The sequence below is a fragment of the Olleya sp. KKT75 genome, from assembly GCF_055635485.1.
This window is the reverse complement of sequence record NZ_CM145759.1, coordinates 2592728-2617020: the sequence shown is the minus strand read 5'-3', so window position 1 is coordinate 2617020 and position 24293 is coordinate 2592728. Positions and strand designations below refer to the sequence as shown.

At 32.8% G+C, this 24293-nt stretch carries 17 protein-coding genes; 8 read left to right on the top strand and 9 right to left on the bottom strand.

Annotation, left to right across the window (positions count from 1 at the left end; all coding sequences use genetic code 11):
- Positions 1–174 precede the first annotated feature (174 nt).
- The 4 genes from ACZ2G2_RS11780 to mnmE form a co-directional block, all read right to left on the bottom strand.
- Positions 175–1119 (bottom strand): hypothetical protein, encoded by a 945-nt coding sequence (locus ACZ2G2_RS11780; RefSeq protein WP_470392254.1) that lies wholly within the window; start codon positions 1117–1119, stop codon positions 175–177.
- The gene (locus tag ACZ2G2_RS11775; RefSeq protein ID WP_470392252.1) at positions 1097–2248 is read right to left on the bottom strand and encodes a site-specific integrase; all 1152 of its coding nucleotides are present in this window, start codon (positions 2246–2248) and stop codon (positions 1097–1099) included. Before ACZ2G2_RS11775 ends, ACZ2G2_RS11780 begins: the two co-directional genes overlap by 23 nt.
- Positions 2249–2257: 9 nt before the next feature.
- Positions 2258–2617 carry a helix-turn-helix domain-containing protein gene (locus ACZ2G2_RS11770; protein WP_470392251.1) on the bottom strand — a complete coding sequence of 120 codons (360 nt, stop codon included), beginning with the start codon at positions 2615–2617 and terminating at the stop codon, positions 2258–2260.
- Positions 2618–2881: 264 nt separating this feature from the next.
- On the bottom strand, positions 2882–4273 hold the full coding sequence (gene mnmE / locus ACZ2G2_RS11765; protein WP_090842126.1) for a tRNA uridine-5-carboxymethylaminomethyl(34) synthesis GTPase MnmE: 1392 nt from the start codon (positions 4271–4273) through the stop codon (positions 2882–2884).
- A 64-nt stretch (positions 4274–4337) separates the two neighbouring features.
- On the opposite strand from mnmE, the gene ACZ2G2_RS11760 reads away from it, so the two are divergent.
- A complete protein-coding gene (locus ACZ2G2_RS11760; protein WP_470392248.1) occupies positions 4338–4850 on the top strand; it encodes a peroxiredoxin family protein in 513 nt (170 codons plus the stop codon).
- Here ACZ2G2_RS11760 and ACZ2G2_RS11755 read toward each other — a convergent pair.
- A complete protein-coding gene (locus ACZ2G2_RS11755) occupies positions 4847–5482 on the bottom strand; it encodes a rhomboid family intramembrane serine protease (protein ID WP_090842122.1) in 636 nt (211 codons plus the stop codon). The two genes, ACZ2G2_RS11760 and ACZ2G2_RS11755, sit on opposite strands and share 4 nt — an antisense overlap.
- 63 nt (positions 5483–5545) lie before the next feature.
- Between ACZ2G2_RS11755 and ACZ2G2_RS11750 the strand changes: the two genes are divergently transcribed.
- A complete protein-coding gene (locus ACZ2G2_RS11750; protein WP_090842120.1) occupies positions 5546–6436 on the top strand; it encodes a lysophospholipid acyltransferase family protein in 891 nt (296 codons plus the stop codon).
- A gap of 89 nt (positions 6437–6525) precedes the next feature.
- Here the strand turns inward: ACZ2G2_RS11750 and ACZ2G2_RS11745 are convergent, their stop codons facing one another.
- Genes ACZ2G2_RS11745 through ACZ2G2_RS11735 form a run of 3 tightly spaced genes read right to left on the bottom strand, consistent with a single transcriptional unit; the run spans position 6526 to position 10507 of the window.
- Positions 6526–8025 (bottom strand): aminotransferase class V-fold PLP-dependent enzyme, encoded by a 1500-nt coding sequence (locus tag ACZ2G2_RS11745; protein WP_470392245.1) that lies wholly within the window; start codon positions 8023–8025, stop codon positions 6526–6528.
- 26 nt (positions 8026–8051) lie between these two features.
- A complete protein-coding gene (glmM, locus tag ACZ2G2_RS11740; protein ID WP_470392243.1) occupies positions 8052–9440 on the bottom strand; it encodes a phosphoglucosamine mutase in 1389 nt (462 codons plus the stop codon).
- On the bottom strand, positions 9437–10507 hold the full coding sequence (locus ACZ2G2_RS11735) for an acyltransferase family protein (RefSeq protein WP_470392242.1): 1071 nt from the start codon (positions 10505–10507) through the stop codon (positions 9437–9439). Before ACZ2G2_RS11735 ends, glmM begins: the two co-directional genes overlap by 4 nt.
- A gap of 40 nt (positions 10508–10547) precedes the next feature.
- On the opposite strand from ACZ2G2_RS11735, the gene ACZ2G2_RS11730 reads away from it, so the two are divergent.
- The 4 genes from ACZ2G2_RS11730 to ACZ2G2_RS11715 all read left to right on the top strand — a co-directional run bounded on the left by ACZ2G2_RS11730 (position 10548) and on the right by ACZ2G2_RS11715 (position 19819).
- Positions 10548–11141 carry an acyl carrier protein phosphodiesterase gene (locus tag ACZ2G2_RS11730; RefSeq protein ID WP_470392241.1) on the top strand — a complete coding sequence of 198 codons (594 nt, stop codon included), beginning with the start codon at positions 10548–10550 and terminating at the stop codon, positions 11139–11141.
- A 1-nt stretch (position 11142) separates the two neighbouring features.
- Positions 11143–12822 (top strand): gamma-glutamyltransferase, encoded by a 1680-nt coding sequence (gene ggt / locus ACZ2G2_RS11725; protein WP_470392240.1) that lies wholly within the window; start codon positions 11143–11145, stop codon positions 12820–12822.
- Positions 12823–13250: 428 nt separating this feature from the next.
- Entirely contained in the window at positions 13251–18932 is a 5682-nt protein-coding gene (locus ACZ2G2_RS11720; RefSeq protein ID WP_470392238.1) for a T9SS type B sorting domain-containing protein, read from the top strand.
- A gap of 173 nt (positions 18933–19105) precedes the next feature.
- Entirely contained in the window at positions 19106–19819 is a 714-nt protein-coding gene (locus ACZ2G2_RS11715) for a hypothetical protein (RefSeq protein ID WP_470392237.1), read from the top strand.
- Between the two features lie 71 nt (positions 19820–19890).
- Here the strand turns inward: ACZ2G2_RS11715 and ACZ2G2_RS11710 are convergent, their stop codons facing one another.
- Positions 19891–20415 (bottom strand): hypothetical protein, encoded by a 525-nt coding sequence (locus tag ACZ2G2_RS11710; RefSeq protein ID WP_470392236.1) that lies wholly within the window; start codon positions 20413–20415, stop codon positions 19891–19893.
- A gap of 129 nt (positions 20416–20544) precedes the next feature.
- On the opposite strand from ACZ2G2_RS11710, the gene uvrA reads away from it, so the two are divergent.
- Entirely contained in the window at positions 20545–23376 is a 2832-nt protein-coding gene (gene uvrA / locus ACZ2G2_RS11705) for an excinuclease ABC subunit UvrA (RefSeq protein WP_470392235.1), read from the top strand.
- 88 nt (positions 23377–23464) lie between these two features.
- Complete coding sequence (locus tag ACZ2G2_RS11700) at positions 23465–24154, top strand: LOG family protein (RefSeq protein WP_470392234.1); 690 nt, start codon at positions 23465–23467, stop codon at positions 24152–24154.
- Positions 24155–24293 lie beyond the last annotated feature (139 nt).

Here is a 24293-nt window from a genome sequence, read left to right as displayed (position 1 = left end):
GATTAATTGTTATACAAAATTAGATTAACAACCTCTCTTAACTAGCTTAATGGATACGCTATGGATATAACATGGATACCATAAGAAACTAGACAACAAATACTTAAACAAAAAAAACCTTTAAAACAAAGTTGTTTTAAAGGTTAAAAAAATTACACATTTTATTATTCTTTATTATTTTATACTTAAATGATTAGAAAAATCAATTTTTAATTCCTCTTCAATTTCTTTTAGACCATGATTTTTTAATTTCACCCCCAATTCACTAATCTTTGATTTTAACTCGTTACGCTTAAATACAGAATATCCTTTTTGTGCCTGTTTATACAAATAACTATCACTAGCGCTTTTAACTTCAAATATCTCAAACTGATCTGTAGCGCCTATTATTAGTATTACCTTGGTTATTTCTGTTAATTTTAAATCCTTAAACCTGTATTTTAATAAGTGAATCAAAACAGCTCTCTCTTTAATGCTAAATTCATTTTGAATAGAATCTCTCGTACTTAAACCTGTATTATTAACGACTACATCACCTTTAACTGCTTCAGATCCGCCTGTTGATATATCTACGACATCCAAACCACGTGATTCGTTAGAATTGTTAGGATGTTTTATTTTAATCATATCTTTGAATTCTTCAGAGTTTTCAAAGCTAATATTTTCAAATTTTCGCCCATAAAAATAATCATATCTATCTAACTCATATACTAGCTTATAGTAACCGTGATAAACACTTAGGTGAATTTGTATTTCTGTAGCAGAATTTGACTCTGCTAGATTTTTAATAAAAACATCTAGTGATTTATGTCCTAACCTTTCATACTCAATTTTTATTTCATTATCAAAAATCAATAAATTAACTTCATCTTCAGTCAAATTCTCATCATACTCAGACCATTTATTCTCAAACAAGTCAACACAGGTTTTTAACCCACTATCTCTTAACTGATTACTAAGCTTTGATCTATGTTTATATAAATCATCTGTGATATTACTAAAAGTTTTATTGAAGCTCTTTTTTCTTGCCTTAGCTGATTTTAGTTTATTTATAGTTTCCGTTTTTATCTCTAAAAAAGTTTTTTCAAATTGCTCTTTATATATCTGTAAGTAATCCATCTAAATCTAGGTTAATTCTATTAGCTGCTATTATTTTATTCTTATCCATAACTTTGGTATATATCTGGGTAGTAGAAACATTTTTATGCCCTAATAGTTTAGAAACAGTGTAAATATCCGTCCCGTTTGCTAATTGAAGTGTTGCATAACTATGTCTAAAATTATGAAATGATATTTTCTTATTGATACCTGAGTCAATAATCCATTGTTTGAGAGGTCTAGTTACTTGTGTATACTTTATATCCTTAAAAACAACTCCCTGACCAACACCTTGCGCTTTTAGCAAACTGTAAGCCGAATCTGAAATAGGATGATTATTGATATTTCCTGTCTTTTGCTCTTTTAGCTGTATATAAGTACCTTGGTGTTTATCCTTATATATGGACTCCCATTTTAAGTTTAAAATATCTGAAAAACGAAACCCAGTTAAAGCAGCAAAAAAAGCCATGTGCTTAATCTTTTCTATTTTTATTTCAGTTTTCCATAAAACATCAAGCTCTTCCTCTGTTAAATACTGTCTATAAGTCTGCTCCTCTTTTATAAACTCTGCATGATCTGCTAAGTCGGTAAGTAAAAGATTTCTCTTATAGGCTTTTTTCAACACCCCTATAAAATGCTTATAATAGGTTGAAGCTGTATTAACGGATAATGTAAGTTTTGAGTCCGCTTTAAGTCTTTTAGTTTCCAATAAAAACAAACGGTACCTGTGTACATGTCCCTCATTTAATTGATGAGTTAAAATCTTGGCTCCAGCAAACTCCGTTAAATATTTTAAAGATGCTTTCCATGCTAAATAATTAGAATGACTAGTTGTGTTTAACTTCTCTCCAACCACCGATTTATAAAACGCTATAAAATTGACACTGATATTAACGTTTTCCTTAAAACCATATTCTTTTTCCCTAAACTGAACTAAACGTTTTGCTCTTATAATTTCAGCAAATTCAGACATCTCCTTATTATGCGCTTTCTGTTTAGCATCTTTAGGTTTGCCATATAATTTCAATTTTAAAAACTCTCGTCTAGTTTCTTTACCTGTTTTAGGATTGGTTATTGCAGGCCAATAATCTAGATATAAACTATACATATCATTAGCCAGTTTCTTTTTACGAACAGTTATATTTGCCATTATAATCTTTTAAAATCTAGTTAGTAGTCTGTCGATTTCAGTTCGCTTTACACGTATCAATCTCTCAGACAAATTAGAAGCCCTAAGTTGCCCTTCTCTAATTAATCTATATGTAGATCTTTTAGAAATATTCAAGAGTGCAGATGTTTCTTTTACAGTCAAATAATCCTTGACTTGAATAACCTCTAAAGGTTCAAGTTTAATTTTTAAGGTATTAGTATTTGACTTTTTTACCTTAGTGGTTCTTTTTCGCTTTTTGTATGCAATTTTAGCACAATTCCCTCCACAAAACCGTGTAACAGTAGTCTTTGCAACAAAAGGTGTGTTGCAATTTTCACAAACTCTATTAATTCGAATATTTGAACTCATTATAACTATTAATTTCTCCTTTTTTTTTGCATCATTAAGGAGATTTAAGATACATTAAGAGAAATTAGGTGTAATTAGGTGTAATTAGGTGCCATCATTTCGCCCTATGGTTCAAATATAAATAAAAACACGAAACGAGGTACAAAATAGGTACAAAAAATACTGAAACTTATTAAAATATAATAAAATTTCAGCATTTATAAAAACCGTAACTAATTGATAATGTGTGTTATAATTTATTTTGTTTTAGTATTTTTTAGTCATTTATTTGCCAATACAGAAATTAGCAAAAATATTACCTAGTAAATCATCACTAGTAATTTCGCCTGTAATTTCTCCAAAATGGTATAATGCTTGTCTAATATCAATTGCTAACAAATCTCCTGACAAACCAGATTCTAAACCATATTTTACTTTCTGAATTTCTTCAAAAGCTTTTAATAACGAATCATAATGTCTTGTATTAGTCACAATTGTTTCGTTATTACGAAGTGCTCCTGTATTTACAAAACCGATCAACTTGTCTTTTAACTCCTCTACTCCAAGTCCTGATTTAGCTGATAATAAATGAACACCTTCAAACTCAAGATTCAACCTATCTAACTCTTCTACATTTAGAGTATCTATTTTATTAGCAATAATTAAAAGCGGTTTTAATGGAAACCTATTTTTAATTTTTTCAATTTCTATTTTTAATCGTTTGCTTTCTGTTTTAAATTCTTCAGCAGAAAAAAGAAGCACAACAACTTGAGCTTGCTCCATTTTTTCGAAAGTTTTCTTGATACCGATACTTTCTACAACGTCTTTAGTTTCTCTAATTCCAGCAGTGTCAATAAATCTAAACCCTATACCTTCTATCACTAACTCGTCTTCAATAGTATCTCTAGTCGTACCTGCAATATCACTTACAATTGCTCTTTCTTCATTTAAAAGGGCATTTAAAAGTGTAGACTTTCCAACATTTGGTTCTCCAACAATAGCGACAGGTATTCCGTTTTTTATAACATTACCTACTGCAAAACTATCTATTAAGCGTTTTAATACAAAGGTTATTTTTTCGACTAAAGCTTGAAATTGAGAGCGATCTGCAAACTCTACATCTTCTTCTGCAAAATCTAACTCCAACTCGATTAAAGACGCAAAATTCATTAGCTCCTCTCTAAGTTTAGCTATTTCGCTAGAAAAACCACCACGCATTTGTTGCATTGCAATTTGATGCGATGCTTCATTATCACTCGAAATTAAATCTGCGACAGCTTCAGCTTGACTTAAATCTAATTTACCATTTAAAAACGAACGCAATGTAAACTCACCTGCATTAGCCATTCTACAACCACTTCTTAAAAACAATTGTATAATTTCTTGCTGTATATAAATAGATCCATGACAAGACACCTCTACAACATCCTCACCAGTATAAGAGTTAGGGTTTTTAAATACAGAAACTAATACTTGGTCAATAGTACGCTTATCATCCACAATATGACCTAAATGTATGGTATGTGTTTTCTGGTTTAAAAGTGTTTTTTGCTTCTTAACAGACTCAAAACAGCGGTCCGCAATTGCGATGGCATCCTTACCTGATAATCTTATAATAGCTACTGCTCCTGCTCCCGAAGCAGTTGCTAATGCTACAATTGTGTCGTTATAAATCATATTGCAAAAATAGACATAAAAAATTCAATTTTTATATTTTATATTTGTGAGAAATAATATTACTATGAAACCATATATCTTACTTTTTCTAGTCGCAACATTAAGTTTTTCTTGTAAACAAGAACCACAAAAGCCTCTTGTTTTTGGAACTAATATTGGTGACTACGCCCCTACATTTACAGCTAAAACACCTGAAGGAAAAGCGTTGTCTTTAGGAGATATTAAAGCAGATCTAATCATTCTAGATTTTTGGGCTAGCTGGTGTGGACCGTGTAGAAGAGAAAATCCAAACGTGGTAAAAATGTATAATAAATACCATAGTAAAGGATTAGAAATTGTTGGAGTATCTTTAGATAAGCAAGGCCAAAAGCAACGTTGGATAGATGCTATTGCTAAAGACAAACTAACTTGGAAACACTTATCAAACCTTGAAGGTTGGCAAGAACCAATTGCACAAATTTATGGTGTGCGCTCGATACCTGCAACCTATATTTTAGATGGTGACGGTAAAATAATTGCTAAAAACTTACGTGGTAAAGCACTTGAAGATAAGGTTGCCGAAATTTTAGGAAACTAGATTTTACCTAATTTTTGCATTACAAATAAAACAACTATTGGAATAGCTAACACTAACACCATTGTTAAATCTGTTTGTAATAACCTAGGCGCAATAATCAAAGTAGTAACATAACCTCCAACAGCACCTCCAAAGTGTGCATCGTGACCAATATTACCTATTTGCTTTTTCATTCCATAAATTGAATATAACAAGTAACCAATACCAAAGACCCAACCCGGAATTATAAAGTTAATTTGCATCCAAGGATCAAATAAAATAGCGGAATAGATAATTCCCATTACCGCACCACTGGCGCCAACTGCACTATAATGGTAGTTGTTTTTATTAAACACTAAGGACAACAAACTTCCAGCTACTAAACTTATTAAATAAATAATTACAAACTTGGTTTGCCCGACTCTTGCTATAACAAGCCATGCAAAAAAGAAAAGTGTAATCATGTTAAACAGTAAATGCTGCGGATTAACATGTAAAAAACCAGAGCTAAATATTCTAAATTGCTCTCCTCTTTTTATAGCACCAACATTAAATTTATACTTTTCAAAAAAAGCCCGATCTTCAAATCCTTTATAGGAAATGATAACATTTGCTGCAATAATTATAATAGTTATTAAATTGAAATTACCCATTATCTAGTTTAAGTTTAAATCAAATATAACATATATTTGTTCTAGCAAAATTAATAAGTATTCATGCAATTATTAGCCTACATTTTAATTTATCCTTTTTTATGGTTAATTTCCATTCTTCCATTCAGGCTATTATATGCTTTTTCTGATGGATTATATTTTTTAATCTACTATATTATTGGGTACAGAAAGAAAACAGTAAAAGAAAATCTTCATCTTGTTTTTCCTGATAAAGCTGAAGCTGAAATTAATGATATTAGAAAAAAATTCTATCATCATTTTTGTGATATGATTGTAGAGGCTATAAAATCTCTAACTATTTCTGAAAAACAAATGATGAAACGTATGACGTTTCCAAACATTGAAGAAATACATAAGCACGAAAACAATAATAAAAGTATTGTTTTAATGTGTGCGCACTATGGTAGTTGGGAATGGATTTTTATCTTACAAAATCATGTTAGTAGCAAAGGATATGCAGTTTACAAGAAATTAGCAAACAAACATTTTGACAAATTAGTCAAACGTATTAGGGCTAAATACAACTCTTACCTTATAACTACTAAGGAAACCGCTGCTACACTACAAAAAGCTAAAAGCAATAACGAATTAACTATAAACGGTTTTGTGTCTGACCAGAGCCCTAAACCACATAAAGCGCATCATTGGTTAGATTTTATGGGTATTAATGTCCCCGTCTATACAGGAGCTGAAATGCTAGCTAAACAATTAGATATGGCTGTGGTCTATTTTGCTGTTAAACGCGTTAAAAGAGGCTATTACCAAACGACGTTTACAACATTAGCGGAAGAACCTAATAGTTTTAAAGATTACGAGATAACGGATGCTTTTTTTAAATTAGTAGAAAACCAAATCCATGAAGCTCCGCAGTATTACTTATGGACACACAAACGCTGGAAACATCGTGATAAATCTCCTGAAGATTACAAATAGTATTCTAAAAAAAAGACCTCAAAATTATTTAAAATTCTGAGGTCTTTTTTTATAATAACGCCTACTACTTTCTCTATCAAAAACAGGTATTACATTTCAAACCAATCACTAACTCTTACATCGTTTTTTGGCACAAATGTTTTATGTATAAACTCATTATTTGCTTTATTATATTCATAATCTTTAGCCCATTCTTCATGGTTTTCTGCCAAAGCAATTAAGCTTTCGCAAACATAATCTACTTCGTTACATGTTGTTGTAGGGTGTATAGACATACGGATCCAACCTGGTTTACGTATTAAATCTCCTAAAGAAATCTGATTGACTAAACTAGTAGACTGTTCTTGATCTACATGTAATAAATAATGCCCGTAAGTACCAGCACAACTACAACCTCCACGAGTCTGAATTCCAAATTTATCATTTAGCAATTTTACACCTAAATTAAAATGTAAGTTATCTATATAAAAAGAAATCACTCCTAAACGTTTTTTTTGATCTCCTGCTAATATATTAATATTGTCAACATGGTCTAAATTACTAAATATTTGGTGCAGTAATTCATGCTCTCGATCCAAAATATTTTTAACTCCCATTTGATCCTTTAACTTTATAGCTAAAGCAGTTTTAATGGTTTGCAAAAAGCCTGGCGTACCACCATCCTCTCTATCTTCAATATTATCAATATACTTATGTTCTCCCCAAGGATTTGTCCAACTAACTGTACCACCTCCCGGACAATCGGGAACCATATTTTTGTAGAGTTTTTTATTAAACACCAATACACCTGAAGTACCAGGACCTCCTAAAAATTTATGTGGAGAAAAGAAAATAGCATCTAACGCTTCGTCTTCATCTTCTGGATGCATATTAATATCTACATAAGGTGCAGAGCAAGCAAAGTCCACAAAGCACACACCTCCATTTTTATGCATTAATTTAGCAATTTGATGGTATGGTGTTTCGATACCTGTAACGTTGCTTCCGCCTATTACAGAAGCTATTTTTAAAGTGCAATCTTTATATTTTTCTAAAAGAATTTCTAAATTTTCTAAACTAAATGAGCCATCATCGCCAGCAGGAATAACTTCTACCTTAGCCATAGTTTCTAGCCAAGACGTATGGTTAGAATGATGCTCCATATGTGTTACAAAAACAACAGGTCTTATTTCATCAGGAATTGTTGTAAATTTTTTTAAGTTTTCAGGTATTTTTAAACCTAAAATACGCTGAAACTTATTGACGACACTGGTCATACCGTTACCCGCAACAATCAAAACATCGTCCGCATTGGTATTAACATGTCCTTTAATAATTTGCCTAGCCTTGTGATAGGCATTTGTCATAGCAGTTCCAGATACCGTTGTTTCGGTATGTGTATTTGCTACAAATGGTCCAAATTGGTTTAGTAATTTATCTTCTATAGGTCTGTACAATCGTCCTGAAGCCGTCCAATCTGTATATATCATTTTTTGAGTTCCGTAAGGCGATTCAAATTCTTGATCTATACCAACAATATGTTTTCTAAATTTAGAAAAATAAGCTTCTAATTTAGACTTTTCAGTTCTTTGTGCTTTTGTAACGTACATAACTTATAACTTAAAGGTTAATATCCTTAGATGTTTGCAATCTGCTTAATCTCCGTAATAATTTTATCAGCTAAATTATCTGCTTCTGTTTGACTTTTAGCTTCCGTATAAATTCTAATAATTGGCTCTGTATTACTCTTACGTAAATGTGCCCAGCTTTCAGCAAAATCTATTTTAACACCATCAATAGTTGTTAAATTTTCGTTGCTGTATTTTTCTTCCATTGCCTTTAAAATAGCATCAACATCTAACGTAGGTGTTAATTGTATTTTCTTTTTACTCATAAAATAACTTGTATACGTTTTGCGTAATTCGCTAACGCTTAGCTTTCTTTCAGCTAACAAACTTAAAAACAAAGCAACACCTACTAAAGCATCACGCCCGTAGTGAGACTCTGGATAAATAATACCTCCGTTACCTTCACCACCAATGACAGCATTGTTCTTTTTCATTAAAGTTACAACATTAACCTCTCCCACTGCTGAAGCCTCGTATGTACCACCATGCTTTTCAGTAACATCACGAAGTGCTCTTGTTGAGCTCATGTTACTAACCGTATTCCCTGGGTTTTGACTTAATACCCAATCAGCACATGCAACTAAAGTGTATTCCTCTCCAAACATCTCTCCATTTTCGTCCATAAAAGCTAATCTATCAACGTCAGGGTCTACAACTATACCAAAATCGGCATTATGCTTTTTAACCTCAGCAGATAAATCACCTAAATGTTCTTTTAATGGCTCTGGATTATGTGGAAAATGACCTGTTGGGTCACAATATAATTTTACAGCTTCTACTCCTAAACGTTCTAATAATAAAGGAATAGCAATACCTCCAGTGCTATTTACCCCATCCACAACAACTTTAAAATTAGCGTCTTCAATGGCTTTTTGATTAACATATTCTAAATCCAATACTTCATCAATATGAATATCGATATAAGCATCATTTTTAGTAATTTTACCTAAGTCATCAACTTCAGCAAATGTCATAGCATCAGATTCTGCAATTTCCAAAATCTTTTGTCCTTCTGCTCCATCTAAAAACTCTCCTTTCGCGTTAAGCAACTTTAAAGCGTTCCATTGTTTTGGATTGTGACTTGCTGTTAATATAATTCCTCCATCTGCATGTTCCATTGGCACAGCAATTTCTACCGTTGGTGTTGTAGATAAATCTAAGTCTACAACATGTATTCCTAGACCAACTAAAGTATTCATTACTAAATTTTGGATCATATCTCCAGACAAACGTGCATCACGACCAACAACTACTTTATAGTCTGTTTTACTACGTTGTTGTTTTAACCAAGTTCCATAAGCTGCTGCAAATTTTACAGCATCAATTGGGGTTAAATTTTCTCCAACTGCCCCTCCAATAGTTCCTCTAATTCCTGATATAGATTTTATAAGTGTCATTCTCTAAATTTGTTTTTAAGTTTTAAAAAATAGCTTTCGTAATATTTAAACGAAAAATGCGCTATTGTTATGGTTAATGCAAAAGTTAATATATAAATAAGGACTATAGCAAAGCCATCATTAAATAAAGCGTGTTTTTGCAGTTTCAAAAATAAGAAAACTACAGCGTTTAAAGCGATAACATGAAACATATATAATCCGTAAGATATCTGTCCTAAATAATTAAGGGTTTTACTTCTAATTTCAACACCAAAATTATTAAGGCAAATACTATGTATAAATAAGCCAAACAATACCATAGTAAAAAGGTTAAATAACCACTCTTGTTTAAAAAACAATAGGCCTGTTGTAAAATACAATAGCGTTAAAACACAAATAGATAATGGTATTAATTTTGATTTTTTTAAAAATTTTAACTGCTTTTTCTCTTCCAATATGGCTACAATTCCTCCAAAAAACATATAGAAAAATACCATAGTAAATTCACTTAAAAAAGAAAAGGTTTCCAAATGATAAAAGATAAAGTAACCCCCAGTTAACAGACATAAAACAAATAAAATCTTGTTTTTATTAATCACAAATAATAATGGTGCAATCACTAAATAAAACTGTTCCTCAATACCAATAGACCATAATATTTCTAAAACACCGCCTGGCATAAATAAATCCTTAAATATATTTGGCAAGAAAAAAACACTCAATAAAATGCCATCCCATAAAGCATAATTGTTTTCAAAAGGAATCCCTAAGTTTGGAAGAATTACCCAATAATACAAAAAGCCAAAAATTACGATTAAATAATACAGTGGAAAAATTCTTAAAATACGTCTGACATAAAATTTCTTAATGGAAAACGTTCCTTTTTGCTTCTCATTATAAATTAATTTAATAATCAAAAAACCACTCAAAACAAAAAACATGCATACCGCTTCTGTCCCACGATTAAATATGGGAGCATCTAAAAAATACGGAAGTCCTTGATTGCGACACAATTGTGGTAAGTGAAAAAACACCACAAAACTAGCAAGTACAAAACGTAACACATCTAAATTAGGTAATCGATTCAAATTATATAATTTACAGGCTAAAAATACATATATTTATAAGATGAATTTTCTTGCGCACATATATCTTTCCGGAAATAACAAAAAAATAACTATTGGTAATTTTATTGCCGATGGTATTAGAGGTAATAAATACGATCATTTTGAAGACCAAATCCAAACAGGTATAAGATTACATTTACAGATTGACACCTTTACGGACGCCCATCCAACTGTAAGAAAAAGCACTAAACGTCTGCATGAAAACTATGGACACTATTCTGGAATTATAGTGGACATTTTATATGATCATTATTTAGCAAAAAATTGGTCCAAATATTCTGATGTTCCTTTAGAAGAATATATTGATGATTTTTATGAAACACTAGAAGATAATTTTGAAATACTACCACAACGTATTCAAAAAATGATGCCTCACATGCTAGCTGATAATTGGCTATTAAGTTATGCCACTATTGAAGGCATATCTAAAGTATTAGAAGGCATGAATAAGCGTACTAAAAATAGATCTAAAATGAATTTAGCTGTTAATGAGCTAGAAGAATTTTATAAAGAATTCGAAGCGGAATTCACTAGTTTTTTTGATGATTTAATAGCCTTTTCAAACCAAACCTTAGACACTTTACAATCTCAATAAAATGAAAAAACTTGTATTAGTTATTTGTCTCTCTGTTGCTTTTTACAGTTGTAAAACAGAACAAAAACGTGGTTTAATAGCAAAAAAAGCTATGGTCGTTTCTGCTAGAGAAGAAGCTTCTAAAATTGGAAGTGCCATTTTAGAGCAAGGCGGGACCGCTTTTGATGCCATGATAGCAACAGACTTAGCTTTAGCAGTATGTTATCCGTATGCCGGTAATATTGGCGGCGGTGGTTTTATGGTGTACCGTTTAGAAGACGGTAGCTTTGGCGCTTTAGATTATCGCGAAAAAGCTTCTAAACTAGCTACCAAAGACATGTATTTAGACAGTTTGGGTAATGTGATCCCTAACTTAAGCACAAAAGGAGCTTTAGCTGTTGGTATTCCTGGTACTATTGCAGGATTATTTGCAGTGCATGAAAAATTTGGAACACTGCCTATTGAAACAATTATGCAACCGGTTATAGATTTAGCAAATCGTGGATTTGTGGTTACAAAAAAAGACCAAGCCGTATTAGATGATAAGCGTGACGATTTTAACACTGTAAATAAAACACCAATCTTATTTAGTAACCATTGGAAAGCAAATGACACTATTAAACAACCTAATTTAGCAAATACGTTAAAAGCCATAATGACTAATGGTCGTGATGAATTTTATAAAGGTGAAACCGCAAAAAAGCTATCAGCATTTATACAAGACAATGGTGGGATTATTACTACCGAAGATTTAGAAAATTATGAAGCAGTTTGGAGAACACCCATAACTTTTGAATATGATAATTTAAACATCATATCCATGTCACCACCTTCTAGTGGCGGAATATGTTTAGCACAAATATTATTACAAATAGAAGATTATAAATTAGATGAATTTGGTCATAACAGTCTTAAAACAATTCAAGTTATTACGGAAGCTGAGCGTCGTGCCTATGCTGACCGCAGTTTTTACTTAGGCGACCCCGACTTTGTAACCATTCCGCAAAACCATTTAATTAGTGCTGCTTATCTAAATGATAGAATGGCTGATTTTAGTTTTGAAAAAGCAACACCATCATCAGAAGTGTCACACGGTAAAGTACAAATTATTGAAAGTGACGAAACAACCCACTACTCCATTGTGGATCAATATGGAAATGCCATTGCGGTAACCACAACATTAAATTCAGGATATGGTTCAAAATTATATAGTGAAGCACTAGGATTCTTTTTTAATAACGAAATGGATGATTTTTCAAGTAAACCTGGCATACCAAATGTCTATGGTTTAATTGGTGCAGAAGCAAATGCCATTGTCCCAGAAAAACGTATGTTAAGTTCTATGACGCCAACTATTGTAGAAAAAAACGGTAAATTGTATATGACGTTAGGTACGCCTGGAGGCTCTACTATTATTACGTCCGTGATGCAGACTATTTTAAATGTACACGAATTTGAAATGTCTATGCAAGAAGCCGTCAATGCTCCAAGGTTCCATCATCAATGGTTACCAGATACTATCAGAATGGAGCCTGACTCATTTTCTGAAGAATTAATAACACAATTACAAGCAAAAGGCTATTCTATAAATCAAGAAAATGCTGATGTTATTGGTAAAGTTGATGGGATATTAGTTTTAGAAAATGGAACATTAGAAGGTGGTGCCGATCGACGTGGTGATGATAAAGCTATTGGTTTTTAGAGTGTGTAATTTTATTTCAATAAAATTAAAACAAAGCAAAAACCAAGTGAATTAAACTAAAAAATATTCCTTTTTTGTCGCAATGCAACGACGTATCGCCTATTTAAGTTTTTATTAAAAAACATGTTGCTACTTGTAAAAGGTTACTCCATATTCATTAATTGATATTTCTAATAGAATCTGCAAAACCCAATTAATAACATCTTCATTACTTATAGGATTTTATATAACGCCTACATTTTTAGAGTAGTAAAGTATTTAACAAATAACACTAACCAATTAAAAACGTAGTATTTTTACTTCATTTTTTTAATTTTTAGATTAACAAAAGACAAAGAACATTTATATTTGTGTTGAAACAACCAATCCTTTTTAAGAATATTTTCTTCTAAAAGCATAGCACTTACAGTGAAAAAGAATAACTAAATATGATAAAAAAACTCTTTACAATAGTGTTTCTTTTTTTTACACTAATAAGCAATAGCACAGACTTTAATAAAGTAGAATTATCTAACATCAAAAAGGTCACAAAAACCAATACCTTTTCTAATTACACTATGCTTCTTAGTGCTACTGGTGAAGAATGCTCAGGAAATGGAAACATACAAATAGACATTAATGCTTCTGAAGTTGGTGCTACATTTGAGTTTTTAGTATATGCCATTTCCGATTTAACTACACCAATAAATAGCGAAACGGTATCCGAAGGACCAATTACGTCTACTAATTTCACTACCAACATAACAACTTTAACTAGTGGAACTTACCTTATCAGAGCTATCGAAACTATTGGCTCCGTTGAAACAATAATAGAACAAGAAATAACAGTACCCAATAATATAATTCCAATTACATTTGATGCCATTCAAGAAAGTGCTTGTTTAGGTACTATTAACGTATTATTAAACTCTGGTAATGTTTTAGAATATAGAGTTAAACAAGCAGGTGTGTTAATCGAAACGATTACTCAGGCTCAAATTGACGCTGGTGCAGCAAGTACATTTACAGATTTAGCTTTTGGAAACTACACTATAGAGGTTGAAGATATTTGTGGTGATATAGTAGTCCAAGGAATTAATTTATTAGATCAAGCTCCTAGCTATAGTAATCCTATCAACTACCCAACCAATATTGATGATAACGACTGCTCTCAAACAAGATTATTAATCTTAATTTACGAAAATCAAAGCTCAGGATCTATTACATCTGCTCTTGACGAAAATTTCTTCCCTTTTTCTGTAACCTTAACTTATGATGATGACGCAGACGGAAACAACACTGTTGTAAGTGACACATGGAACTCTATAGATCAAAATGGGTCATACTACAATCTTCCAACACAAAACACGCCATATAATGTAACCACGGAAGTAACTAACACATGCGGAACTACAGTTTATTTAAACACGATTACTTTTTCTGGTCCACCAAATTTGAATTACTCTATCCGCACCACGCAAGATTGCGGAAAGCAAAATCTATATTTTAGTAACTTTCAAAACTTTGCATTTCCTCTAACTATGGAAGTTGTAACAGCACCACCAGCGTTTGATATAAATAATGACCCCAATTTATACAACTCTATTTTTCCGGTTGGATCTAGTATTTCCGATCCTATTACTTCAAGCAACGCTTTTACTTTTGGAAATTATAATCTAGGTCTCCCTGAGGGTGATTATACCTTTTTATTTACAGACAGGTGTGGAAGACAGTTAAGCAGAAATATATACATGAGCATAGATAACTCTCCTAGAGAATTAAATATTAGAACCAGAGAAGGCTGTGACGAAACTGGTGGTTTAGAAATAAACATAACTAGAGAAAGCACTAGCGACATTACCTCTGCTGCTGGCTTTAATAGCCTAACGATTACCTCCGCTCCTGCAAGTTACACTGGCCCAACTATAATAGACTTATCGACATCCACTGTCAATAATTTTTTTGGAGATTTTGTATACATCTATGATTTACCAGCTGGTGATTATTCTTTTTTTGTAGACACAACATGTGGTTACTCTCTAACAGGTTCAAAAACTATTAATGGAGCTATTGTTGAAGATTTTGACACCGCAATTACATCTTTTTGTGGAAGTTTTAATCTTGATTTAAATGTCACATTTAATGTCAATAAACCATTATTCGTACTTCAAAAATTTAACACTACTGATGGTGTTTGGGCTAATATAAATAGCACCACTGCCGAGTTGACCAATTACTTAGATAATACTGTATTAAACCCAAATAGCACAACATCTGTTATATTAGCTAACTATCAAAATAATTACGGACAATTCATTACTAATAATGGATCGATTAATAACGTTACCGGCTCTGGATTATTTAGAATTTATTATTCATTTTTAAGAAGTGAAGAACAAGACCGTTGTTACAACACACTAGAAGAATTTACAATTGCAGATAATAATATTACGTTAGCCGATTTTGATGTAATCGATTGCGGAGATGGAAATAATGATTTATTTATAGATGCAATAGGTGTCAACTTAAACTATGAAATTATAAGCAGTGATGGTGTCCCGCTTAGCCCGACTATTAATAATGGCAACAACCCTGTTTTTACCAACTTAACACCAGGTCTTTATGTTGTTCAAATAAGTGATGATTGCGGTGCAGTAAGTCTATTTACAATAAACACTAATCAATCACAACCAATTGTCATTCAACCTTATGATTTATGTGTTGGAGAAAATGGATCGCTTACTATCAATACTCTATCTATTATTGATGTGACATGGACTAAAGATGGAGATCCAAGTTTTTCTGCAACAGGAAATGTCATAAATTTTGAACCTTATTCTGCCACAGATATTGGCACATACAATGCCACACTAACCTATAGCGCTAATCCTAATTCTTGTATCAATCAAACATTAAGTTACACCATTACTAATGGACCTCCCAATGCTGGTACTGGACAAACTGTAGATATCGCATTTATAGACACAACTTTAGAAAGCTTGTTTAGTTTTATTACAGGCCCTTATGATAATTATGGAACTTTTACTGAGACGACTGTAATACCTTCAGGAACACTTGATGAAAGTTTATGGGACGCTACGGGTTTAGAAGCAGGAACATACACTTTTGATTATACCGTGGATACCGGATGTAATGGTATTGATAGCACAACAATAACCATAACTATATTAGAAAGCGACTTAACAGCTGTTGACGATTCTGTTTTAGATATTTGTCCATCTACGGTTTATGATAATCTTATTAATGTATTAGATAACGACACTTATGGTCAACTCCCATTAGTGCAAACAGATTTTTTAGTAACCACAGAAGTCGACGATACCAATAATATTATAACTATAGATTCTATGGGAAATATAGATGTCGCTGGAACAAGTATCGAAGGACAAACCTATACATTACAATACAGAATTACTGAAATAACAAATAGTGATAACTTTGATATTGGAGAGGTGACCATAACAATTAAAAACATTACGGAATCTATTTGCCCTACATTTCCGACAAGCCAAACAACTGTGCAATGTTATGATGATATTCCGACCAGCACAACATTAAGTCAATCAGAATTTGAGGCACTTGGAAACGCTAACGCAGTTATTAACAGCAACAGTTGTGGAACCATTGAAATACGAGCTGAAAACAGTCCAAACAATGGAAACTGTAATCAAACTGTGACTAGAACATATACCGTTAGGGAATACTTAGACGCAAATAACAACAACTTATACGATGTTGGAGAACCTGTTTTTTACACCACTATCTGCACTCAAGAGTTTTTAGTAAACGACACAATAGCTCCGGTAATAACAGGAACAATAACTAATACAACTATAGATGGGTGCTCGTCTACTGATGCAAATACAGCTGCCACAACGGTCTCCGATTTAGAATTATTAGGGGTAACAATAACAGATGCTTGTGCAGCAAATACTAACCTAATTGTAACAAATATGGATACTGCATCAGGAAGCTATCCAACTATAGTCACAAGAGTTTACACTATTCACGATGTTTGTGGAAACAGTGCTACAGCAACACAAACAATAACTATTGAAGACAATCAAAACCCAACTATTACATGCCCACCAACTGTAACAGTTGAAGTTGATAGCACATTATGTTCAGCTACAAACGTAAATTTAGGGACACCACCAACTGGATCTGATAACTGTAATATAGCTAATATAACCAATGACGCACCGTCGACTTACCCTTTAGGAGACACCACAGTAACATGGACAGCAACAGACAGTACTGGCAATACAGCGACATGTACACAAATTGTTACCGTCGTAGATCTAGAAAACCCAACAATTGAGTGCCCACCAACGGTAGTAGCATTGGTTGACAATGGGTTGTGTGAAGCTAACAACGTAGACTTAGGCATTGCACCAATCGGCTCTGATAACTGCAACATTGCTAGTATAACTAATGATGCCCCTTTATCTTATCCGTTAGGAGATACAATTGTAACATGGATTATTACGGATGGGTCTGGTAACACAGCGTCGTGCGAGCAACTTGTTACAGTTGAAGATAATCAAGCGCCAACTATTACATGTCCAGCAGCAATTACAGTTAATGCTGATAATGGATTATGTACTGCAAGTAATGTTAATCTAGGCATAGTCCCTACTGGTCTTGATAATTGTAGTATAGCCAGCGTTACTAATAATGCTCCTGCAACTTATCCGCTAGGTAACACAGTAATAACTTGGACAGCTACAGACGGGTCAGGAAATACGGTCTCTTGTACACAAACAATCACAGTACAAGATAATGAAGTACCAAGTTTTACTGCGCCTGCTGATATTGAAATTCTTTCAGATATAAATTCTAATTATGATGCTAACGTAATCGTTACGGGAGATGTTACTGACGAAATGGATAACTGCTCCACAAATATAGAAGCAACTTATACAGATACAGTTTTAAATGGATCTTGTCAAGGTGCTTTTATAATTACTAGAACTTGGAGTTTAATGGACAGTAATGGTAATACGGCAGACAATCAAATACAAACTATAACCGTAACTAACAACACTATTCTTGCCAATCAAAACTTAGACAGTTATACGCTTTGTGACGATAATATAGAAACTGATGGAGACACATCAAACGATAGTAACACGTTTGACCTAAATTCGCAAAATACCAATGTTCTTAATGGTTTAAATACTGCCGATTACGCTGTGGGTTATTATGTATCTTTATTAGATGCGCAACTTGAACAGAATAGTTTACCAAATCAATATGATAATATAAGTAATCCGCAAACTATTTATACTAGAGTAGATAGCACGACACCAGGAAGTGAATGCTACGCTATATCTGAACTTACTTTAATGGTGCTTTCTTTACCAATAATTGAGTTAGCAGATCAATATGTACTATGTAGAGACACTAACGCTACAGAAGTTATAAACACTAATTTGGACCCAAACAACTACTCTTTTGAATGGTATTTTAATGATACACTACTACCTGGAGAAACTGAAGCATCCTTGGAGCCATCAAATACAGGAACTTATAGTGTTATCGCAATAGACAATATAACAGGTTGTCCAAGCTTACCTATAAATACAAGCGTAATATTTAATGAAGCTCCCATTATTACTACGGTAACAACTGCAGCCTTTGCTAACCAACACAATATAACGGTAACCGCTACTAGCGCTACAAGTCTTCACGAATTTAGTATTGATGGTGTTAATTGGTTTATGAACACTCCAAACAATAATAGTTATACCTTTAGTGATGTTACTCCTGGCGAATACACCATTTTTGTTAGAGACACTATTGGCTGTGGAGAAGATACTGTTACTGTCATGATAATTGACTACCCTCTATATTTCACGCCTAACGGAGATGGTACTAATGATACCTGGAACATATATGCTATCCGTAATCAGCCAGATGCTATAATTTACATCTTTGACCGTTATGGTAAATTGTTAAAGCAATTAACTCCGACAGGAGCTGGATGGGACGGAACATATAATGGAAATCCTATGCCCACTAATGATTATTGGTTTACAGTAGAATATATAGAACCAACTACCAATGTTAAAAAAATAATGAAATCTCATTTTACTTTGAAACGATAAACATTAAAAAAAAAATACACTTCGCACCACTTTTATTAACTACAGTCATTGGACACTAGAAAACGGAAAATTAAAAGGTGTGACGGATAAATGTGGTGACCATAAAACTATTGGTTTTTAGATTATACAATTTTAGACTTAACTTTGTCGTTTTAATAATATAAACTCATTAAATGAAACCAAAAAAAATAGTAAAAATCATAGCAGGTGTAATTATCTTTTTTACACTTCCTAGCTTGTTGTTTTTTGGATTTGTTTATTTTAAATATAACGAAGACTTACCTCCTGTTAATCAAACAGAAGCAGCAGATATATTAGCTCACAAAATGCTTATTGCATTAAACGCCGACGCTTATAAAGCGACTCATAATTTAGAATGGACATTTAGACGTAAACACCATTACAAGTGGAATAAAAAAGATAATTTGGTTGAAGTTAACTGGAAAGAATACAAGGTTGATTTAGATTTAAACACCCCAAATAATAATGTGGCTTACATTCATAATTTTAGGGTTGATAATGAGAAAAGTATCGAGTTGATACAAACAGCAACTGATTACTTTAATAATGATTCTTTTTGGTTAGTTGCACCTTATAAGGTCTTTGATAAAGGGACGTCCCGCAGTATTGTAAAGCACAATGGCAAAGATGCTTTATTGATTAATTACACACAAGGCGGCTCTACACCTGGAGATTCGTACTTATGGATTTTAGACGAAAACTATAAACCCACAAAATTTAAAATGTGGGTCGATATATTACCTATTGGCGGACTAGAAGCAACGTGGAGCGATTGGAAAACAACCCAAACAGGTGCAGTATTACCAACACACCACAAACTAATGTTTTTTGGTTTAAATATGGGTGACGTAAAAACTAGCTTATAAAAGCAGACTATTTAAGTCTCCAAATTTTAAACTCTTTCCTTTTGCCTTCTGCTTTAAAAACCACAATAAATCTACTTCCCCTTCTGCCCCACAAATTGTTGATCTTTAGACTTAAATAGCACATTAAAAGTGGTTAAACTTCCATAAATACGTGTAATGTATTGCTGTATATCAACTTTTTCTTGAACATCTAAATTACTAGCATTCACTTTTTGTTCCATCACTCGTAATCGATCTCTAACCATCGTTATTTTCTTAAAAAAGTCTTCAATTTTAATTTCTTTGCTTTTCAAATTACTATCGGCTGGTTTTAACTCTAACACTCCGCCTTTCCACTTATCTCCGATTGGCACAATTTCCGAGACATCGCTATATTTTTTCAATATTCTAACTAAACTACTTTCTATATCAAAAAAACTAACCGAATCCACCTCTCTTTCTGCTGCTTCAATTATTTCAAAATCATCATCTAAAGCAATGGTCTCTAATCCGTTTTCTATAAACGTAACCCAATACTGATTACTATCAAGGTTAGTAACAACTCCTTTTCCATGTTCTGGATGATTAATTCTTGATCCTATTCCTAATATTTGCATTATTAACTGTTTTTGTTCTTTCAAAAATAACAATTATTAAGAAAATCCTAACTAACCGGGCTTTAAAAAGAATTACAAAAAGCGTATATTTGCTACTTTGTCCGTTTCTGGATAATGTTTAAAAATGCTATGAAAAATTTTGAAGAAAACATAGAGGTTAAAGGTGCTAGAGCGCATAACCTTAAAAATATTGATGTCACCATTCCTCGCGAAAAACTAGTCGTTATTACTGGTTTATCCGGAAGTGGTAAATCGTCATTAGCATTTGACACTATCTATGCTGAGGGACAACGTCGTTATATTGAAACCTTTTCGGCTTATGCCAGACAATTTTTAGGTGGATTAGAACGTCCAGATGTTGATAAAATTGATGGGTTATCTCCCGTAATTGCTATCGAGCAAAAAACAACTAGTAAGTCACCAAGATCTACAGTTGGGACAATCACAGAGATTTATGACTTTTTACGTTTATTATTTGCTAGAGGTAGTGATGCCTATAGCTATAATACTGGCGATAAAATGGTGAGTTATAGTGATGACCAAATCAAGGAACTTATTTTAGAAAGCTATAAAGGCAAACGCATAAACATTTTAGCACCCGTGGTACGTTCTAGAAAAGGACATTATCGCGAGTTATTTGAGCAAATTGCAAAGCAAGGTTTTGTAAAAGTCCGCACGGATGGAGAAATCAAGGACCTGGTTAAAGGTATGAAACTTGACCGTTACAAAAACCATGATATTGAAATTGTAATTGATAGACTTAAAATTGATGATGGCGTTGATAATGACAAACGACTATCAGAAAGTATAAACACAGCCATGTACCATGGTGATGATGTACTTATGGTTATTGATCAAGACACACAAGAGGCGCGTTATTTTAGTCGTAGTCTGATGTGTCCAAGTTCTGGTATTTCTTACCCAAATCCAGAACCTAATAACTTTTCGTTTAACTCGCCAAAAGGGGCTTGCGACAATTGTAATGGTATTGGAACGCTATATCAGGTAAACGAAAATAAGATAATCCCAGACGACTCACTATCCATTAAATCGGGTGCTTTAGCACCTCATGGTTCTGAAAAAAAGAGTTGGATTTTTAAACAATTTGAAACAATAGCAGAACGTTATAAATTTAAATTAAGCGACCCGTACAAATCAATTCCAAAGGAAGCTAAACAGATTATAATGTTTGGTGGAAATGAAAAATTCTCAGTCGAAAGTAAAACGTTAGGTATTACAAGAGATTATAAAATAGACTTTGAAGGTGTTGCAAATTTTATAGAAAACCAATACAAAAACGCAGAGTCAACCTCTCTTAAACGTTGGGCAAAAGACTACATGGATAAAGTAGAATGTCCTGTTTGCGAAGGCGCTAGACTTAAAAAAGAATCTTTATACTTTAAAGTAAACGGTAAAAACATAGCTGAATTAGCTAATTTAGACATTAGTGATTTAGCCGTTTGGTTTAAAGAATTGCCAAAATATTTATCAGAAAAGCAAATTAAAATTGCTGAAGAAATTATAAAAGAAATCAGTGCTAGGCTTCAGTTTTTACTAGATGTTGGTTTGGATTATTTATCGGTAAACCGAAGCTCTAAATCCTTATCTGGTGGTGAGGCACAACGTATTAGATTAGCAACACAAATAGGATCACAATTAGTTGGTGTGCTTTATATTTTAGACGAACCTAGTATTGGATTACACCAACGTGATAACGAAAAACTGATTAATAGTTTGGTGTCTTTACGTGATATTGGTAACTCGGTAATTGTTGTGGAACATGATAAAGATATGATTGAGCGTGCCGATCATGTAATAGATATTGGTCCAAGAGCAGGAAAACATGGAGGAGAAATAATTAGTCAAGGTACCCCGAAACAATTACTAAAAGAAAACACATTAACTGCTAATTACCTTAATGGAAAACTAAAAATTGAAATTCCTAAAAAGCGTCGTGAAGGAAATGGTCTTTTTCTGGAACTTAAAGGCTGTACAGGTAATAACTTAAAAAATGTGTCTGTTAAGTTTCCTTTAGGAAAAATGATTGGTGTTACAGGCGTTTCTGGTAGCGGAAAATCTACGTTAATAAACGAAACCTTATACCCTATTTTAAATGCATACTACTTTAATGGTGTTAAAAAACCAATGCCTTATAAAAGCATTAAAGGTTTAGAGCATATTGATAAAGTTATTGACATAAACCAGTCGCCAATTGGACGTACTCCAAGAAGTAACCCAGCGACATACACTAAAACTTTTGACGAAATCAGAAGTTTATTTGCTAAAATACCCGAAGCGATGATCCGCGGTTACAAACCTGGACGTTTTAGTTTTAATGTTACTGGTGGGCGTTGTGAAACCTGTAAAGGTGGTGGTTTACGTGTTATTGAAATGAATTTTTTACCTGATGTTTACGTAGAGTGTGAAACCTGTCAAGGAAAACGCTTTAACCGCGAAACTTTAGAAATTAGATATAAAGGAAAAAGTATTAGTGATGTTTTAAATATGACTATCAATGATGGTGTTGAGTTTTTTGAAAATATTCCTAAAATTCATAGAAAATTAAAAACTATAAAAGATGTTGGCTTAGGTTATATTACCTTGGGACAGCAAAGCACAACGCTCTCTGGTGGAGAAGCACAACGTATTAAGTTAGCAACAGAACTTAGTAAACGTGATACCGGAAATACGTTTTATATTTTAGACGAACCAACAACAGGACTACATTTTGAAGACATTAGAGTGTTAATGATCGTTTTAAATAAATTAGCAGACAAAGGTAATACGGTCTTAATTATAGAACATAATTTAGACGTTATAAAAACCGTAGATCATATTATTGATATTGGTTACGAAGGTGGAAAAGGTGGCGGAAAAGTGATTGTAGAAGGCACACCTGAGGAAGTTGCAAAACATAAAAAAAGCTATACTGCTAAATTTTTAAAGAAAGAATTAGAATAAATAATACGAATAAGACTATATAGTACCTAAATTTATAAACTACAGAAATAAATAAAATAAAGGCAATAAGCCAAAAGAGAGACAAAATATGAGAGAAGAACAACATCCAAAAGGTTGGAACGAGAAAAAAACAAACGATTCTTGGGCGATTTTTAAAATCATGGGAGAATTTGTTAACGGGTTTGAAAAAATGAGTGCCATAGGACCATCGGTTTCTATATTTGGTTCTGCACGTACAAAACCTGATCATAAATATTACAAATTAGCAGAAGATGTCGCAGCAAAAATTGTAAATGCTGGTTACGGTGTTATTACTGGTGGTGGACCAGGAATTATGGAAGCAGGTAATAAAGGAGCGCATTTAGCTGGTGGTACATCTGTTGGATTAAATATCGAATTGCCTTTTGAGCAACACGATAATCCATATATCGATTCTGACAAAAGTATAAACTTTGATTACTTTTTTGTTAGAAAAGTAATGTTTGTAAAATACTCGCAAGGATTTGTTGTGATGCCAGGTGGTTTCGGAACATTAGACGAGCTTTTTGAGGCAATCACATTAATTCAAACTAATAAAATCGAAAAATTCCCTATTATCTTAGTCGGTACAGATTTTTGGGCTGGTTTAATGGATTGGGTAAAATCAACATTATTAGATAAGTTTGAAAATATTAGCGCCAAAGATTTAGATCTTATTCATTTAGTTGACACTTCTGATGAAGTAGTTGATATATTAGATGGTTTTTATAAAGATTATGAATTAAGTCCTAACTTCTAGAAAATAAAATAAGTCTGCACGACGTTTTAAAGGTGTCTTATTAATAGGCATCTTTAAAACTAATGCAAAAAAAGCCTTTAAAACAGATAATCATTGTTGTTAATATTCAACAACAAAGCAAATACTTAAGTTAACAACA